Origin of the sequence: Sphingobium sp. (genome assembly GCF_003248505.1) — a bacterium.
Taxonomy (GTDB): domain Bacteria; phylum Pseudomonadota; class Alphaproteobacteria; order Sphingomonadales; family Sphingomonadaceae; genus Sphingobium.
Genome location: NZ_QFOA01000073.1, coordinates 1 through 17,359, shown reverse-complemented (window position 1 = coordinate 17,359; position 17,359 = coordinate 1). Strand labels below are relative to the sequence as shown.

Sequence of the window (17,359 nt, the reverse complement as noted above, 5' to 3'; positions counted from 1 at the left end):
TTTTATCTATATCGTTCTAAGCGTCATCATCAGCGGCACGATCTGGGGTCTCTGATGCTCACCCAATATTGACGCCCGGAATTTGTCCACGCCGCCTAGCGTATAGGTCCGCTTCGCGACCAAATCGAAAGGAATTTTCTGCTGCTGGAGATAGGGCTGGACCGCCGCAGGCGCTTCGAGCGAACGAGTCTTGGTATCGAGGAAGTTCGCTCCGTACGTCAGCGCCAGCCGGCTGCCGAACGCGATGCGTCCATCCAGATCGATGCCCGCAACCCGGGATTTGCCCGCGTTGATCAGCATGGTTCCGGACTGCGGATCGTTGGAAGGATCGCAATCGCCGTCCGGTGAAATCGGTGCTGGATTATTCACGCCCGCCCGACAGGCCGCAGACTGCGTGATAAGGCCGCTAAGCGCGATCTGCACACCATTGTACCAGCCGGAAAAGGCGGAGGCGTTAAATCGCAGCTTCACGTCACCGCCCAAGTTCCAATCGGTGCGTATGCCAGCTTCAATATCCGTGACCTTTTCCGGACCAAACGACTGATAAGGCGTGAGCCGCCCGCCGAAAGTCGGCGTGTTGATGCCGCCCGTCCGGTACCCGCGACGCGATACGACATAGGTGAACAGGTCGGGCGTAACCTGCCAGTCGAGGCCCAAGGTCCAAGTAGGAGCGGAGGATTTGGCGCGGTTGACCGACGCTCCAACCAACAGCGGACTGGAGGGACATTCGTCGGGCTGAATGTTGGGCGCTGACATATTGGGGCTGGCCATCGTGCCCTGGGTGGCGACGCATGCCAGTTGCTTGTCCCAGGTGTAACGCACGCCGGCATTGAGGCGCAGTCCCTGCGCCAGAGAATCCAGCTTTACATTGACGTTACCGAACAGGGCGCGGCTGTTTTCGGTGTAGAAGTTGTACTGGAAGGTCGCCAATGGATAGCTGGTGAAGAAGCCGACACCGTTTCCGGACCCGGTCGTTCCATAAGGGCGGCTCTTGAGATAGAAACCTCCGAGCAGCCAGTCGACCTTGTCGTCGAACACACTGCCCTTAAGCTGCAATTCCTCGGTATATTGTTCGACGTTGTTGATTGCCCCGGCATTGAGCAAGGGCAAAGTCAGGCCCGGCGCCAGATTGCTGGCGAGCCGCGGAACCCCGTCGGTGTTGATATTATATTCGACGTAGGTTTTGCGGTAGCCGAAAATATTGGTCAGTTCGACATCGCCCAACGTGATGTCGGTCCGGTTGGTCAGGCCCCAGCGGCGAGTTCTGTTCATGGCAGGTTCGACGTCACTGTTCACGACGCGGGGGCCGCGAGCGCGTTGCGCCGCCAGCTCAGCCAGAGCCGATCCCCTGACGCCAAGAAGATCAAGTAGGCTGGGGGATGCATCGACGCCCGTCAGCACCACAGCATCGCCGGTATAATAGTTGCGATACCAGTCGAAAATCGTGAGGTTGCGGATCGTGTCGGTCGGTTCTGCCAGCACGGACACGCGGAAAGCGCGCGAATTCACATCATCCAGATCGCCGCCCACGCCGATGTTCCGGGTATAGCCATCCCGCTTTTCATAACGGCCTGCCACTCGGACGGAGAGCCGGCCGTCTATGATCGGCAGGGTGAGAGCCCCTTCGAGCTGCCGCCGGTCATAATTGCCGTAGCCGCCTTCCAGATATCCTTCCAGCTTGTAGCTGGGCGCGGCGGGATAATAGAGCACCGCGCCGCCCGTCGTGTTGCGACCGAAAAGTGTGCCTTGCGGCCCCTTGAGCACCTGAACGGAAGCCATGTCATAGGTCGAAACGCCGCTGCCGAAGGTCGGCTGTGGGACATCCGCGAAGTAGCTGACGACGGCGGGAGCGTTGGACCCGCTCAATGCCTTGCTCTGGCCGCGTATCTGAAAGACCGAATTTTCCCGACCGCCCGACCCCGACAAAAATACGCCGGGCGTCTTCATCATCAGGTCGGAGGTGTTCTGAATATTGGCAGATCGCAGCATCTCTTCGTTGAAGGCCACGACAGAAACGGGCGTCGACTGTATATTTTCGGACTCGCGGCGTGCAGTCACCACGATGTCGTCCGTGGATGCAGTCGTGGGACGATCCGCACTGGCCTCCTGCGCCAGAGCTGTGAACGGAACGCTCAGACAGATGCCGGCAGACAGCAGCAGACGAGCGTGATGCCGGCGCATGAAACTTGACATGATCCTCTCCTCCTGGCCGCAGGGGTATGGGGCTCAATCGATTTTTTTATCTTGCCCGCGGCCACGATGGAGAGGATGAAGACGAACGTCTTATACGCAGCCTATCCCAGGATAGGAAATGCGTGATTTTTCGGCTCTCAACCGGCTATCGATTCCCGGACGATTTTCATAATCTCGTTCCAGAACTTTTCGTCATCCTCATCGCCCAGCGTGCCCTGCGCCACGCGTTGACCGGCATAGATCGCCGCCTGCAGCAAATAAAGGACTCCCAGCGTATAGCGTTGACGGAACAGGATATCATCCAGGTGAGGACAACTCTGCCGGAGCAGCAGGTTCAGATGCCGGGTCGTTTCGGGCTGGCGCTCTTCTACGAACAGCGGGTTTTTCGGGTTGGTCAGGACGAGATGCAGGATCATCTGAGCGAAAAGCCTGCGGCGCTGGCCGTGAAACGCCACCAGCACCGGACGCAGCAGGGCATCCAATATCTCGCCAAGCTGCTGTGGCGGGCGACCCAGCCTGTCCAGCCAAGCAACACGTGCCCGATCCACCTCTGCCTGACGCAAGTCGTACACCCCCTCGATCAACTTCTCCTTGGAACCGAAGTGATGATAGATTGCGGAATTGTTCGCCTGACGCGCGCGTCGCAGAATTTCTCGAACAGATGTGCCCTCCACCCCGCGTTCGGCCACCAATTGCTCGGCCGCCAGGATCAGCCGCTGCGCGCCGGCGGGATAGTCATCGAAACGGTTCATCCCCTCGGCATAGCCGCACTCGCCGCAAGGGCCAACCTAAGCCGAACGGCACCGCACTCGCCGCATCAAAAAGATCGCCATGAAAACATTATGTCGTGATCGTGGAAGCGAATGGAGCGGCGGCACGTGGCCGGCCGCCTATACTTCCCCCTGCACTGGAAAAAGTTTTCACAAAGGCCATTGCCGAACCGACCGGACTTGCACGATCGTCCGATCCTTTCCGCCATGCCCCGGACAATCTTGCCGAACTTCAATCGGAAGCTGCACGTGAACACTTCTCCGAACGACGCTAGCGAATAGCCGTGTCTGGGGGAGCGCTCGGAATCCCAAGGATGGCGATTTTAATATCAGGGGCGGCATCGTCGTTGAGGTGGGAGGCGCACAGCGCATCGCATCCCATGCAATATCAACGACGGAAAGTTCGACAGCCTGTCGCACGATGGGGGATAGCCCGTGCATAGGATGATGCACTGGGTTGTCCCGGAAGCAGCGAAAGATTCATGTAGCTATGACACCGACATTCAGCCAGCCGCTCGCACTCGACACCTATCGCCTGCTCGGACGCTCGGGACTTCGCGTTTCTCCCCTCGCATTGGGTACAATGACTTTCGGCGAAGAGTGGGGAGGCAACGAAAGCGAATCGCGCCGCATTTTCGACGCCTATGTCGAGTGCGGCGGCAATTTTATCGATACGGCAGGCTATTATGCCGACGGGGTATCGGAAACGCTGACCGGCAAATTTGCGGAGACCAAGCGCGAACGGCTTGTGCTCTCCACCAAATATTCGCTGACCCGGTCGGTCGGCGACCCCAATGCAGCCGGCAATAGCCGCCGTAACATGGTGCAAACCGTCGAAACCAGCCTCAGACGTCTGCGCACGGATCGGATCGACCTGTTTTTTCTCCATGTCTGGGACGATACGACACCCGCCGATGAGATATTGCGCGCGTTCGACGACCTCGTTTCGCAGGGAAAAATTCTCTATCTGGGCCTGTCAGATACGCCCGCCTGGCAAATGGCGCGGCTGCAAACGATGGCCGAACTGCGTGGATGGAGCCAGTTTGTGGCGCTGCAAGCGGAATATAATCTGATCGAGCGCACGGCTGAACGCGACCTCATTCCGGCCGCCAGGGCGCTGGGAATAGGCGTCATGCCATGGTCGCCGCTGGCGAGCGGCATGCTGTCAGGCAAATATGCGACCGGCGGCAGCGCCCATGCCGGCGAGGCGGGCGGTCGCAAGGCGATGCTGGAGGCCGCTGACCGCATCGATGCGCGGGTCGTGGCGATCGCCGACGCCGTGAAGGCGACTGCCGATGAATTGGGCGTCACCTCGGCGCAGGTAGCCATCGCCTGGACCCTCGCCAATTCGGCGGTCATATCGCCTCTCGTCGGCGCTCGAACAATGCGGCAGTATGAGGATAATGTCGCCGCGCTCGGCGTGTCGCTCGACGGTACGCAGCTGGAACGGCTCAACGCCGCAAGTGCGATTTCGCTCGGTTTTCCTCACGATTTTCTAGCCACGCCCTTCATACGGCACGGGTTGACGGGCGGCACTACAATCCATCCGCGCCACTGATCAGGCGGCGCGGACCGCACTGCCGGGAAGCACTTGATATAGGGCCGCCACCTGCTTGTCATTGGGGCACTATACCCCTTTCCTTCCGGGACAGTCGGCGACCCGTCGGGCAGGCCATGTACAACAGGCCAACTATTCCAAGATAGGCCGCCTCGCCAGTCTCACCGTGCCCAAGGCCTCGTAATGCTCATTTCCCCTGTTTCGAGCAATGCATAGTCAGGTACGACACCAGTCCCGACCCACCTGCGACACAGGATTGCGCAGAATGACTGAATGCGAAAGATTTTCCATCGAAACACCGCCATATCGAGGCCCGCGATCTTATCGAACTGCTCTAAATTGACCCGATTTATGCGATATCGCCCGACCAGACCATGATCCCCGTCAACGAACGCCGGGCGAGCGTTACCGACAATTATGGCACCGGCATCGTCCTTATGAGCCGAACGGCACCCCGAGCGGGGTGACGAAGCTGATCATGCCGCATTTGATGCCCGCTGCGTAGTCCGTTGCGCTGCGATTATGGGAAGCATGACCTGACCATCGCGGCGACCGACTGGATTCGGGCAAGTCGCGCAACCTCCTTATGGATCAGAAGCCATAATTGCAGGGACACCGAGAAGGTTTCGGGTAGTATTTCTCGCAGAGCGGGTCGTTGGTCTGCGACATAACGCGGCAGCATGATGATGCCGCCGCCCTCGGTTGCGACCGCCGCTTGGGCGAGAATGTTCGGACTGGTGAACACAAGCCTGACATTCTGCTCAAATTCGGAAAGCATCTTGGCAAGGCTTTGCGCGATCGGCGAGGACAGAGGATAGCCGACGAACCTGTGCAATTTCAGATCCTCGATGCGCCCGATCGGCGCATGCTCTTCAAGATAGCTCTGGGACGCATAGAGCCTCATCGTCACCGGTCGAAGTGCGGAAATACGGTGTTCGCCGCGATGCGGCCTGTCCCATACGACCGCAATATCGGCTTCCCTCCTGCGAAGGTCGACAGAATGAGTCAGGTTGACCATTTCGACATCGAGGTCCGGGTGCGTAGATTGGAAGCGAGCCAGCCTGGGTGCCAGAAGCAGGGTGGATATGCCATCCGGAGCGCCGAGCCGCACCAACCCCTCGATGCGGTGATCGGCGTTCTGCAGTCTTTCGATGGCCTCCTGCGATTTGCGCTCCATATCCTCGACCACGGGAAGAAGCTGCATGCCCGCCCGGGTCGGCTTGAGCATCCCTTCGACCCTATCGAACAACGATACCCCAAGTTGGGATTCCAGCGCGGCAAGCCGCCGCCGAACCGTGGCGTCACTGAGGGCGAGTGCACGGGCGGCGGCAGGAATATATTTAGCGCGCGTAACTTCCAGAAAAATACGCAGATCGTCCCACTGCCGTTCCAAGAGCCACTCCCGACATTTTTGAACGTGATGTGATCAAATTTGACCATATACAGGATCAAGCCCTGTTCGCTAGACACTGCCGACGCAGAATATGGTAGGAGACACAAAGGGAATGTTGGGATCGGACAATGATGCGACCCGGATGACATCCCGGCGCCCTATATTCCGCCGCCCGTATTTCTTTGCCGGCTTCCTTGTCCTTGTCGGGGTCATCCTGGCCGTAGGCGGGACCCAGCTCGTGACCTTGGGAGGATCGCCCTACTATGTGATCGCAGGATTGATGACCCTGGTCAGCGGCATTCTGGTGGCGTTGGGTCGGCGGAGCGGCGCTCTGCTGTTCGGCGTCCTGCTGCTTGGCACGGTTGCATGGGCCGTCGGCGAGTCGGGTTTCGCCGGCTGGTCGCTGCTCGCACGGCTGGCCGGTCCGTTCGTCATCGGCCTTTGGTTCATCCTGCCATGGACGGCGCGGCGTCTGCATCCGCGAAGCAAGCACTCGCTTGGCAAGCGCTTCGGGATCGCGATGGCCGGTTTGGTGCTCGCCGTCGGGCTAGGGACCATCGCCAATATGATGTTCGTCGCGGAACGGCCCGATCCCATGTTTCAGGCGGGCATGGCCGCACAGGCACCTGCGCCATTGCCGCTCGCCGCATCCGCAGATAGCTCCGGCCAAGACTGGGCGGTTTGGGGCGGCGATGCGGCAGGCACGCGGTTCAGCTCGCTTACCCAGCTCACGCCCGCCAATGTCGACAAGCTTGAGCTTGCCTGGACCTATCATTTCGGCCCCGCGCCAGCAGGAGCACCGGCCTCGCTCGAAGTTACGCCGCTTAAGATCGGCGACACGCTCTATCTGTGCAACGACTATAACGACATTGTCGCGCTGGACGGGGAAACGGGCAAGCAGCGCTGGCGCTTCCATGCCAACACCAATGTAAAGGGGGCAACCTACGGCCATTGCCGCGGCCTTGCCTACCACAAAGTTCCCGACACTGCGGGCGCCTGCGCGGAACGCATCTACACCAATACGGTGGACGCCCGCCTGCTTGCCGTCGATGCCCGCACCGGTCGTCCGTGCAGCTCGTTCGGCCGCAACGGCGTCGTCGACCTGAAGGTCGGCATGCCCAAGGCTCCGGCAGGCTATTATTATGTCACTTCGGCGCCGACCATCGCCAGGGGACGTGTCGTACTGGGCGGCTGGGTGGCCGATGGCATGTACTGGGGCGAACCGTCCGGCGTGATCCGCGCGTTCGACGCCGTCACCGGCAAACTCAGTTGGGCGTTCGACGTCGGTCGCCCCGACCGCACCGGCGCGCCGCCGCCCGGCGAAACCTACACGCCCTCGACGCCCAATAGCTGGGCACCGATGAGCGCCGACGAACGGCTCGGCCTCGTCTTCGCTCCGCTGGGTGGCGCCGCGCCCGATTATGCAGGTGCTCAGCGTCGACCGTTCGACGATGCGTGGTCGAGTTCCGTGGTCGCCATCGATGCCGAAACGGGTCGCCCCCGCTGGCGTTTCCAGACGACGCATCACGATCTGTGGGACTATGACGTTGCTTCCCAGCCGACGCTGATCGACCTTCCGACGGCGCAAGGCATGCGCCCCGCGCTGATCCAGCCCACCAAGCGGGGCGAGCTGTTCGTGTTGGACCGTGAAACCGGCCGCCCGATCAAGCCTGTGAGCGAACATCCCGTTCCGCAAGGGGGCATGGCGCCGGGCGAATGGGCCGCGCCTACCCAGCCCTTTTCGGACGCCATGCCGTCCTTCCGGGGCCTTGCGGTCAAGGAACGGGACATGTGGGGCGTCACGCCCCTCGACCAGCTCTGGTGCCGCATCAAATTCCGCGAGGCGCGCTATGACGGCACGCTCACTCCGCCGGGGTTCTCTCCTACCATCGCCTATCCCGGCTTCCTGGGCGGCATGAACTGGGGTGGGGTTTCGATCGATCGCGATCGGCGGCTGATGATCGTCAACACCAATTATGTCGGCAATTACGTGCAATTGGTGAAACGCGAGGAAGCCGATAGGCTGGGCGTGCGCCCTATGGGGATGGGGGCCGCCCCGAAGCCCGAGGGACAGATGATCCAGCCCCAGATGGGCACGCCCTTCGCCGTTCGATCCCTGCCCTTCCTGTCTCCCATATTCGCGCCCTGCCAGGCACCGCCATGGGGACGCTTGAGCGCTGTCGACCTTAACAGCGGCAAGCTGTTGTGGTCGCACCCGCTGGGCACCGCGCGCGACAGCGGCCCGCTCGGCCTCCCGTCCTTGCTGCCCTTCAAGATCGGCACGCCCAATCTGGGCGGATCGGTCGTCACCCGCGGCGGCCTGATCTTCATCGCAGCGACACAGGATAAATATCTGCGCGCCATCGACACGACGACGGGTAAGGTTCTCTGGCGCGGTCGTTTGCCCCAGGCGGGTCAGGCGACGCCTATCACCTATATGTCGCAGGCAAGCGGGCGCCAGTTCGTCGTGACCGCGTCGGGCGGACACGCCTTCCTCGGCACGAAGCCCGGTGACGCTATCTATGCCTACGCGCTTCCCAAGGAGAAGCGCTGATCCATCCACCGACGCCTGCCATGCGTCCTGCAATGAGAGTTATTTCGATGAACGATCGCTCGGTTCCTACCGTTCACCTGCATATCGGCGATGAGAAGCGCACCACCGGATCGGGAGGAACGCATCACCATATCTATCCCGCCGATGCGTCCACCACGGGCACGGTGCCGCTCGCAGGTGCGGAAGAAACGGACGAGGCCGTCGCAGCGGCGGCCAACGCCTTTGCGACATGGCGGCGGTCCGACCCGCGCGAGCGGGCGCGGATGCTACGCCGCCTTGCCGATCTGGTTCGCGCCAACGCGCAGGAGTTCGGTCGGCTAGGCGCGCTCGACAATGGCACGCCTGCGATGTTCGCGATGTTCGGGGCCACAATCGCGGCCGACTGGATCGACTATTATGCAGGCTGGGCGGACCGGATAGAAGGCCAAGTCAACGGGTCCGTCATGGCGCGCGGCGAATTGGGGTATACGCTTGCGGAACCCTATGGGGTCATCGGCCTCATCATCACATGGAACGGGCCGCTGATCTCGCTGGGCATGAAAGTCGCTCCGGCAATCGCGGCTGGCAACACCGTGGTGGTGAAGCCATCGGAAATGACGCCCTATTCGGGCGAGTTTTTCATGCAGCTTGCAGCCGAAGCCGGAATCCCCGCGGGCGTCATCAACATGGTGCCCGGATCGGTCGCCGCTGGCGAAGCGCTGGTGCGCCACAAACTGGTCGAAAAGGTGAGCTTCACCGGCGGACCGGTAACAGCGCGCAAGATTCTTGCGTCCTGCGCGGAGCAGATCAAGCCAGCCGTGCTGGAATTGGGCGGCAAGTCGGCCAATCTCATCTTTCCCGACGCCGATCTCGACCCGGCGTGCGCCTTTGGCGTGGACGGGTCAATCGGCATGATGAGCGGCCAAGGCTGCGCTTTTCCGACCCGAATGCTGGTTCATCAAGATATTTACGATGAGGTGGTCGAACGCACCCTGGCGCGCGTCGCGCAAATAAAAGTCGGCGATCCCTTCGCCCCGGAAACGACATCCGGTCCGGTTGTCAACGAAGCCGCCCTGCATCGCATCCTCGCCACGATCGATCGGGCGAAAGCCGACGGTGCGGGCAAGCTGGTTGCCGGGGGCAATCGCATCGGCGGCGCGCTGGCATCGGGCTATTATATCGAGCCTACCGTCTTCACCGATGTCGATCCGGACTCGCATCTTGCGCAGGAGGAGGTGTTCGGACCAGTGCTCGCCATCACCCGCTTCAAGGACGAGGCGGAAGCCATCCGCATCGCCAACAACACCGATTATGGCTTGTCCGCCTATATCCAGACGCGCGATCTGGGTCGCGCGCTGCGTCTGTCGGAGGAATTGCGCAGCGGCGTGGTCCTCGTCAACGGATCGCAGAATATCCAGCCCCAGCGTCCCTTTGGCGGACTGGGCGTCAGCGGTTATGGCCGAGAGGGCGGCAAGGAAGGACTGGCAGAATTCCTGCGGGTCAAGACCGTCGGGATCGCCATGCCGGCAAACTGATCGCGCTGGTTTTCCGGCTACACCGAAGGAGCAACAATGACCCTGCGCTTTCAACAAACACGGCGCAGGGTCGCGCTCTATATCCGATCGGGAATTCGAGCCATAAGGACGAGAAGAAGTAAGACGTTACTCGGGTCTTGATGCGACGCGAAGTCAAGCGGGGGCCCCCTACCCGTTCTCGCGTGCGTAATAACCGCTCAAGTACGGCGGCAAGAAGAACGCGATTTCCGCCTCTGCCGCCGCAGAAGAAGAACTAGATGCACCTCTATCGCCGGACGGGCGATAACGGCGGTCACTCTTAAGAACTCGCTCGAAGCGACGCTGCCACTGGGTCCGCGACGAGCTGTTCTATCGGCAAGTCGTCCCGCTCGGTCGCTTGCCGCGCCCACATCGTTGCGTAGAGCCCATCGGCGCGAACCAGGTCCGCATGACGGCCCCGTTCGACGATACGCCCCTGCTCCAGCACAATGATCTCATCCGCATCGACCACGGTGGAGAGGCGATGCGCGACAACGATGGTGGTGCGCCGTCTGCTGATGTCGCGCAGCACGGTCTGGATCTCGGTTTCGGTGCGACTGTCGAGCGCGCTGGTAGCTTCGTCCAGCACCAACACCGGCGGATTCTTCAGCAAAGTGCGCGCGATGGCGACCCGCTGCTTCTCACCGCCCGATAGCTTGAGGCCGCGTTCGCCAACGCGCGTGTCATAGCCTTGCGGCAATGTCATGATGAAATCATGTATCGACGCCGCTCGCGCCGCCGCCTCAATCGCGTCCTGCGCCGCGCCCTCGCAGCCATAACCGATATTATAGCCGATGGTGTCATTGAAAAGCACCATATCCTGAGGCACGATGCCGATCGATGCCCGCAACGATTGCTGAGTGACGGCGGCGATATCCTGCCCGTCGATGGTTACCCGCCCCGTGTGGATGTCGTAGAAACGGAACAGGAGGCGAGCGATGGTAGACTTGCCCGCGCCGGAAGGGCCGACGATCGCCAGCGTTCGGCCCGCCGGCACGGTGAAGCTGACGCCGTGAAGGATTTCCCGCTCGGGATCGTAGCCGAAACGTACGTCTTCGAACTTCACTTCCCCGCCCGCGACATGCAGCGCAGGCGCAAGGGGATCGTCGGCGATCTCCGCCGGCGTGTCGATCAGCCGATACATCGCCTCCATATCGATCAGGCCCTGACGGATCGTGCGATACACCATGCCGAGCAAGTCGAGCGGACGGAAAAGCTGTGACAGAAGCGTGTTCACTAGCACCACGTCGCCGGTCGTGAACTGACCCCGGCTCCATCCCCACACGGTATAGCCCATTGCCCCCGCCATCATGAGATTGGTAATGAACGACTGGCCGATGTTGAGCCAGGCAAGGCTGTTCTCGCTCTTCACGGCCGCCTTCGCATAGCGGCCCATCGCCGCGCCATAGCGTTTGGCCTCGCGCTCCTCCGCGCCGAAATATTTGACGGTTTCGAAATTCAACAGGCTGTCAACGGCATGGGCGACGGCGCTCGTATCCATATCGACCATGTCACGGCGTAACTGGTTGCGCCATTCGGTGACCGTACGGGTGAAGAGGATGTAGAGCGCCACCATGGCCAGCGTGGCGAAGACAAGCCCAGCACCGAATTTGACGAGGAAGATCGCGCAAACCGCCGCAAGTTCCAGCACAGTCGGCGCTATATTGAACAGCAGAAAATAGAGCATCGTGTCGATGCTTTTCGTACCACGCTCGACGATCTTGGTGACCGCCCCGGTGCGGCGGTCGAGATGGAAACGCAAGGACAGGCGATGAAGATGCACGAACACGTCGTCCGAAAGCCGGCGCCCCGCCTCCTGTCCGACCTTCTCAAAAATGGCGTTGCGCAGATTGTCGAAGAACACGCCGGCAAAGCGCGCCCCGGCATAGGCGACGACCAACGCCATGGCGAGGCCTGCCGCAGGTTCCATGCCCGGGGCCATGCGGTCGATTGCCGCCTTGTAAGCGAACGGCATAACCAGCGTGACGGCCTTTGCGAGCGCGACGAAGATCATGGCGCCAACGACCCGGCGACGCAACGCAGGCGCATCCGCTGGCCAGAGATAGGGAAAGAAGCGCTTCAACGTCGCCCAGACGGGCGGCAGCGGCGATGTGTCTGTACTGGAAGGCGGCATTTGAACTTCATGTAGGCGCTTTTAGGCGGCGATCCAATGCCGCCGGAGGATTGCGCCTGTCTCGTGATACCGAGGCACATTGATCAGAACCCATGCGCTCACTGTCGTAAACCGAGGGACGTAAAGCGCCAAGGCTGCTCGACGATGTTGGTGTAACATTTTTAGATACAGTTGGACAGCCAGTTGTAGCGCATGTCGACCGCGATGCCGAGACCTCTGACGACAACTGACTGGCACAGCGGTCGAAGGCATGGCAAAATCGACACAACATTAGCGTTCTTGATCGCGGTTGCTATGTTTTGCGCTCCCTTTTTTCAGAGTAACCCATTCAGGGTCATTTCCAAACCTAGTATCATTAGAAAGATCAGAAAAACACGCCGGAACGGTTCGGCGCTGATCCGGGTGCGGATTACCTGTCCGATCGCCATGCCGAGCAGCGCAGGAATGACGGCCAGTGTCGAGGTCAGGATATTTCCTGCCGGCGCTGCACCGTGCCAGAACAAGCCGATTGCAAGAGCGATCGTAGACATGGTGAAGGAAAGGCCCAGCGCCTGCACAAGATCGTCCCGTTCCAGGTCTAGCGACTGGATGTATGGAACGGCGGGAATGACGAATATGCCCGTCGCGCCCGTTACCAGACCGGTGACGAGGCCGATCACCGGCGACAGCCACGGTTCCCATCGGGGCGAGACTCGAAGTGGCTGGGCAAGCAGCGCGTATGCTGCGTAGATGACCAGGACGACGCCGAGGCCGACCGTCGTGCATTCGGTCTGCCCGCCGGTCAGCAGCATCGAGCCGAGAACGGTGCCCAGAACGATCGTAAGCATCATCGGCCAAAGGCGGCGGATAAGCATTCCGAACCGAAGCCCCGTCAGAAGCTGCCAGACATTGGTCACGAACGATGGAACCAACAGGAGCGCAGCGGCAGCGAGCGGGGACAGAAGCGACCCCAGAACGCCCATCGCCACAGTGGGCAAGCCCATGCCTGTTACGCCCTTCACGACGCCGGCCGCAAAGAAAGTGGCGACGATCGCGGCAATGAGGGGGAGCGAATGACCGATCATGTCGCAGACCTAACCGTCACACCCGCATCCACAATGCGGAAGGTCTGAGCGCTGGCTTCGGCTGTACCGAAGGCACGCAATGCACTAGGTTGACGCGATGCGCTTCGATCTGACAGATCTTCGGCTGTTTCTGGCGGTGGTCGATGCCGGCAGCATCACCCACGGCGCGGCCGACGTCGGCTTGTCCCTCCCTGCGGCCAGCGAACGCCTCCGTGAAATGGAAGCGATCGGGGAAGTGTCTCTTCTCAACAGGGGGCGTCGTGGCATCGTGCCAACCGAAGCCGGGGAGATGCTAACACACCATGCCCGCACGATCCTGCACCAGATGGCTCGGATGCGGGGCGATATCGGGCAATATGCGACGGGGATACGCGCTTCGGTACGTATCTTTGCGAACACCGCCGCCATCATGGAGTTTCTACCTGAACGGTTGGCGCCGTGGATGGCTGCACATCCTCTGATCGACATCGATCTGAAGGAACGCGAAAGCGGCGAAATAGCCAGAAGCATCCGCGGCGGTTTCGCCGAAATTGGCGTGCTTTCGAGTGCGGTCGCGACGGATAATCTGACGACGCGGCCCTTTGCGATCGACCGCCTCGTTGTCGTCGCAACCAAAGAGCATCCGTTTGCAGGAAACGGTCAGATGCGGTTCGCCGATCTTCTCGGCGATCCGTTCATCGGCATGGCGGGCGGAGCTTTACAGGATCATATCGAAGATCAGGCATCCCGCTTGGGTACGAAGTTGAAGATCCGTGTCCGTCTTCGCAGTTTCGAGAGTATTTGCCAGATGGCAGGCGCCGGTGCGGGTGTCGGCATCATTCCCGAAACCGCTGCGAGAAGATGGCAGCGATCGACGAGCATCGCGATCATCCGGTTGCGCGATGAATGGGCAACACGCCGCCTGTCCTTGTGCATACGCGATGAAAGCGACCTTACAGTACCCGCCAAGGCACTGTTCGATCACCTCTCCCAGGCCGCTGAATAGCGTTCCAAACTCGGTTCCTTGCGGGAAGCATGGATCAACGGTGAGCATAGCTTTGCTCGGTCCGCCTGTGGGATAGCGCCAACCCGGGAAGTACGATTCCCAACACCGTGAAGAAAGCCCCCTTCCGGCGCCATCGGCTACCCGAAATCGACTTGTGCCAACGGCTGACGACATATAGCCTCCGGCCAGCACCAGTACGAAATGAGCTTCGTCATGGCTGTGTCGCAGAACCTCTTCTTCGGGCGGGTTTGCCGTGAGCGCATGGAAGCTGAACCCTCCAGCGTGCCGGCCCTCCGGGCCACTGCCCCAAAAATCCGTCTTTCCTCGCTTTAGAACCATATGACAGATCTGCACCATTCGTTGCCGCTTATGCCCGGTGCAAGCATGCCACAAACGAGAGAGTGGAGCTGATAACTTACAGCACTATACCAAATTCAGGTTCACGGGCCGAACCGCCGGGAATACTTTCGCAATTCGATCGGGGCTCAACCCATAGAGCCGCGCGAAAATCCCGCCCAACATGGCGCGATAATCTGTCAAAACGGGAAGATCCCGCTGTTGGTTCAAGGTTTCGGGCGCAAGCTTGACCTGCGGCCCCACAATCCGCCCGCCGCGCACGCCGCCGCCCAGAATCCAATAGACGCTGCCGTGGCCGTGATCGGTGCCCTTGTCGCCATTCTCGCGAAAGGTCCGGCCGAACTCAGAAATGACGATCACCGTGGTGCTGTCCCAGTTGGGCCCGCTTTCGCGCGCGAAACTGGCAAGACCGCGCCCAAGTTCGCCGATCTTGTTCGCCAATTGGCCGTCCGCACCGCCCTGATAGGTATGTGTATCCCAGCCACCGACATCCATGAAGGCCAGATTGAAGCGATCGTGCATCAGCGCCGCAACCCGCCTGGCCTGCGCCTCGAAACCGCGCGCGTTCACCGCGCCCCGGCTCGCCTTGGTCATTTCATCCTGGAGCGAGCTATAGGCTTCTTCGCGAACATCGAATCCTTGGCTAACGGCCACTTGCGGCGCCAGCGCCTGCGCGGCGGGGGCGGCATACATCGCGTTGATCAATCCCTGCTGGCGCGCATCGAATGTTGGCTTGCCGACATTGGCGACAGCCAGATTGGGCACCTGCAAGGCACCATCGTGGAAGGCGAGCGGCACCTGATTGCTGAAGGCGATGGGTTCATTGGGGCCCATGACCTGAGACAGGCGCCCCATGAAGCCTGATCTGTAATCCCGCCCGCTGGTCAGCGGCTGGCCCATTTCGATAGTGTCCTGGGTTTCGAAGTGGCTGCGGCTCATGTCGTCGGTGCCGACGAAAGGCACGAAGGCAACCTGCCGTTTCTGCCATAAGGGATAGATACTGTCGGCAAGCGCAGGGTGCAGCCCCCAATCGGCATCGAGCGGCAAAGCCGCCTTCGCGTTGCCCGGGTCAGGCTTGGCGATCGCAATCGTCGGGCGCGATTGGTAATAGAAGTCGCTCGCGACCGGAACGATCACATTGGCCGCATCATAGGCGCCGCGCAGAAAAACCAGCAGCAACCTAGTCTGACGGGACGCGGGAAGAGCAAAAGCCCTGCCGCTAGCGGCGAGCAGTCCGGCGGAGAGGCCTGAAACCAGCAGGTGCCGCCGTGACAAGATGCTCATATCCATCTCTCATCTCCCCATGAAGTCTGGTGAAGCAAGGAAGAAGACATTCCATTCCTGTGGACTGGTTGCCTGCGCCAAAGTGACGCGGGTCGGGCCCAGCAACTGTTTGTCGAGACCGTCATAGTAGAGCTCGCCCTGAAGCACCGGAAAGGCCGGCTGGGCGACGGCGCCCGGCTCCTCGCGCTTGAACAGCCCAGCAGAGCCCGATCCGATCGCTTGCGCGATCTCGAAGCGCTGTTCGATTTGGCCAGGCCCATTCCATGCGAACCGATCCAAGGGATAGCCATCCGGGGTCAAGTGGCCATAAAATGGCTGCGCAAGCCTATTGAGCCAAGCGACGATTGGCTGCGTGTTGGCGACGACCCGGTCGCCATAGGCCATGCGCACCGCCGAGATCACGTAATGCTGCGGATCCTTCAACAGTGGATGGGCGAGCGATGCCTTGAATTCGGGGCTGTGGAACAGCAGGTCCAGCACCTCGGCGATGTCGCCACCGCCCTGGCGCCATCGCGCCGCCATGCGATCCACCAGCGCGGCGGGCGGATTGTCGGCCACGAAATATTGCGCCAACTGGCGTGAGACGTGTTTGGCGGTCGCCGGTTGGGCGCAAAGCAGATCGAGCGCTTGGCGCACCTCATCATAGCCCGAACCCTTGATCGTGTGACCGAGAAAAACCTTGTCGCCCATGTCGTGCCTTTCGGGATAGAAGGCGAACATGTCATCGCGGATCGAGCCGGGCACGAGCTGCTTCCCGGCGCGCGCGGATGCCCTGGGATTGACCACGCCGACACCGGTCAGAATCCGCGCCAGTTCCTGCACATCCTTTTGGGAGTAGCCCGATCCCACCCCCATCGTGTGCAATTCCATGATCTCGCGCGCGTAATTTTCATTGATGTGGCCCTTGGTGTTTTGCGCATTGTCGAGATACTGCTGCATGGCCGGCGAGCGAAGGTTCGCCTCCAGCAGGTCGCGAAAGCGTCCGAGCGCGTGAGGGCGGATCGCCTTATCCTCATAGTCTTTGAGGAAGATCCGGATCTCGCCCTTGTCGATATAGACATTGAAATGATTGAGCCAGAAGGCGATCATTTGCTGGCGCAGTTGATCGGGAGCATAGAGGTCGCGCAGGATAAGCCGTGTCTGATCCTGCTTGAGGGCATCCGCAAGATAGCCGTTGCGTACATCCTGGGGCGTACGGACCGCCGTCGTAGCCGTGACCGGCATGGGGGGAACCCGCTGCACGCGCACCGCCGATGCCGTCATGGCAAGGGACCGGGGGGCAGCCGTCGTCGGCTGTGTTACGGCTGATTGGGGTGTCGCCAATTGCTGCGCAGCCTTGGCTGCATCTACCCGCGATGCCAGGTCACGTGCCAGATCGAGTGAGGAGCGGTGCATGATCGGCAAGGCGTCGATCGCCGCCAGAGCCGCTTGCGGCAGGGTCGCGTCCGTCAATGTGGTGTAAATTCGGGTGTGGCCAGCGGGCTGCATTTTCAGGCGGCCTTGGGTGTAATCTGTAGCGGCTGTGCCTCCTCGAT

General features: G+C 61.0%; 11 protein-coding genes. 4 read left to right on the top strand and 7 right to left on the bottom strand.

Features of this window, described 5'->3' with window-relative positions:
• Positions 1-6 precede the first annotated feature (6 nt).
• On the bottom strand, positions 7-2,193 hold the full coding sequence (locus tag DI606_RS16620; RefSeq protein ID WP_293985014.1) for a TonB-dependent receptor: 2,187 nt from the start codon (positions 2,191-2,193) through the stop codon (positions 7-9).
• A gap of 137 nt (positions 2,194-2,330) precedes the next feature.
• The gene (locus DI606_RS16615) at positions 2,331-2,945 is read right to left on the bottom strand and encodes a TetR/AcrR family transcriptional regulator (protein ID WP_293985012.1); all 615 of its coding nucleotides are present in this window, start codon (positions 2,943-2,945) and stop codon (positions 2,331-2,333) included.
• Positions 2,946-3,453: 508 nt separating this feature from the next.
• Between DI606_RS16615 and DI606_RS16610 the strand changes: the two genes are divergently transcribed.
• Positions 3,454-4,521 carry an aldo/keto reductase gene (locus DI606_RS16610; protein WP_293985010.1) on the top strand — a complete coding sequence of 356 codons (1,068 nt, stop codon included), beginning with the start codon at positions 3,454-3,456 and terminating at the stop codon, positions 4,519-4,521.
• Between the two features lie 520 nt (positions 4,522-5,041).
• On the opposite strand, the gene DI606_RS16605 is transcribed toward DI606_RS16610, so the two are convergent.
• The gene (locus DI606_RS16605) at positions 5,042-5,914 is read right to left on the bottom strand and encodes a LysR family transcriptional regulator (protein ID WP_293985008.1); all 873 of its coding nucleotides are present in this window, start codon (positions 5,912-5,914) and stop codon (positions 5,042-5,044) included.
• A gap of 142 nt (positions 5,915-6,056) precedes the next feature.
• Here DI606_RS16605 and DI606_RS16600 point away from each other — a divergent pair, with 142 nt between their 5' ends.
• Both DI606_RS16600 and DI606_RS16595 read left to right on the top strand, forming a co-directional pair.
• Entirely contained in the window at positions 6,057-8,468 is a 2,412-nt protein-coding gene (locus DI606_RS16600) for a membrane-bound PQQ-dependent dehydrogenase, glucose/quinate/shikimate family (RefSeq protein WP_293985006.1), read from the top strand.
• Positions 8,469-8,515: 47 nt separating this feature from the next.
• Positions 8,516-9,982, top strand: a complete 1,467-nt coding sequence (locus DI606_RS16595; protein WP_293985004.1) for an aldehyde dehydrogenase family protein — start codon at positions 8,516-8,518, stop codon at positions 9,980-9,982.
• Between the two features lie 298 nt (positions 9,983-10,280).
• Here the strand turns inward: DI606_RS16595 and DI606_RS16590 are convergent, their stop codons facing one another.
• Entirely contained in the window at positions 10,281-12,134 is a 1,854-nt protein-coding gene (locus tag DI606_RS16590; protein ID WP_293985002.1) for an ABC transporter ATP-binding protein/permease, read from the bottom strand.
• Positions 12,135-12,448: 314 nt separating this feature from the next.
• Positions 12,449-13,198, bottom strand: a complete 750-nt coding sequence (locus DI606_RS16585) for a sulfite exporter TauE/SafE family protein (protein ID WP_293985001.1) — start codon at positions 13,196-13,198, stop codon at positions 12,449-12,451.
• A gap of 97 nt (positions 13,199-13,295) precedes the next feature.
• Here DI606_RS16585 and DI606_RS16580 point away from each other — a divergent pair, with 97 nt between their 5' ends.
• On the top strand, positions 13,296-14,183 hold the full coding sequence (locus tag DI606_RS16580; RefSeq protein WP_293985000.1) for a LysR family transcriptional regulator: 888 nt from the start codon (positions 13,296-13,298) through the stop codon (positions 14,181-14,183).
• 423 nt (positions 14,184-14,606) lie between these two features.
• On the opposite strand, the gene DI606_RS16575 is transcribed toward DI606_RS16580, so the two are convergent.
• Together DI606_RS16575 and DI606_RS16570 are read right to left on the bottom strand one after the other, a co-directional pair.
• The gene (locus tag DI606_RS16575) at positions 14,607-15,824 is read right to left on the bottom strand and encodes a DUF1501 domain-containing protein (protein WP_293984999.1); all 1,218 of its coding nucleotides are present in this window, start codon (positions 15,822-15,824) and stop codon (positions 14,607-14,609) included.
• 9 nt (positions 15,825-15,833) lie between these two features.
• On the bottom strand, positions 15,834-17,359 hold a 1,526-nt coding region (locus DI606_RS16570), incomplete at its 5' end, for a DUF1800 domain-containing protein (RefSeq protein WP_293984998.1).

Excerpts from the sequence above, each read along its gene's own strand:
- DI606_RS16620 (WP_293985014.1), bottom strand. The coding sequence starts at position 2,193 with ATGTCAAGTTTCATGCGCCGGCATCACGCTCGTCTGCTGCTGTCTGCC.
- DI606_RS16615 (WP_293985012.1), bottom strand. The coding sequence starts at position 2,945 with ATGAACCGTTTCGATGACTATCCCGCCGGCGCGCAGCGGCTGATCCTG.
- DI606_RS16610 (WP_293985010.1), top strand. The coding sequence starts at position 3,454 with ATGACACCGACATTCAGCCAGCCGCTCGCACTCGACACCTATCGCCTG.
- DI606_RS16600 (WP_293985006.1), top strand. The coding sequence starts at position 6,057 with ATGACATCCCGGCGCCCTATATTCCGCCGCCCGTATTTCTTTGCCGGC.
- DI606_RS16595 (WP_293985004.1), top strand. The coding sequence starts at position 8,516 with ATGAACGATCGCTCGGTTCCTACCGTTCACCTGCATATCGGCGATGAG.
- DI606_RS16590 (WP_293985002.1), bottom strand. The coding sequence starts at position 12,134 with ATGCCGCCTTCCAGTACAGACACATCGCCGCTGCCGCCCGTCTGGGCG.
- DI606_RS16585 (WP_293985001.1), bottom strand. The coding sequence starts at position 13,198 with ATGATCGGTCATTCGCTCCCCCTCATTGCCGCGATCGTCGCCACTTTC.
- DI606_RS16580 (WP_293985000.1), top strand. The coding sequence starts at position 13,296 with ATGCGCTTCGATCTGACAGATCTTCGGCTGTTTCTGGCGGTGGTCGAT.
- DI606_RS16575 (WP_293984999.1), bottom strand. The coding sequence starts at position 15,824 with ATGAGCATCTTGTCACGGCGGCACCTGCTGGTTTCAGGCCTCTCCGCC.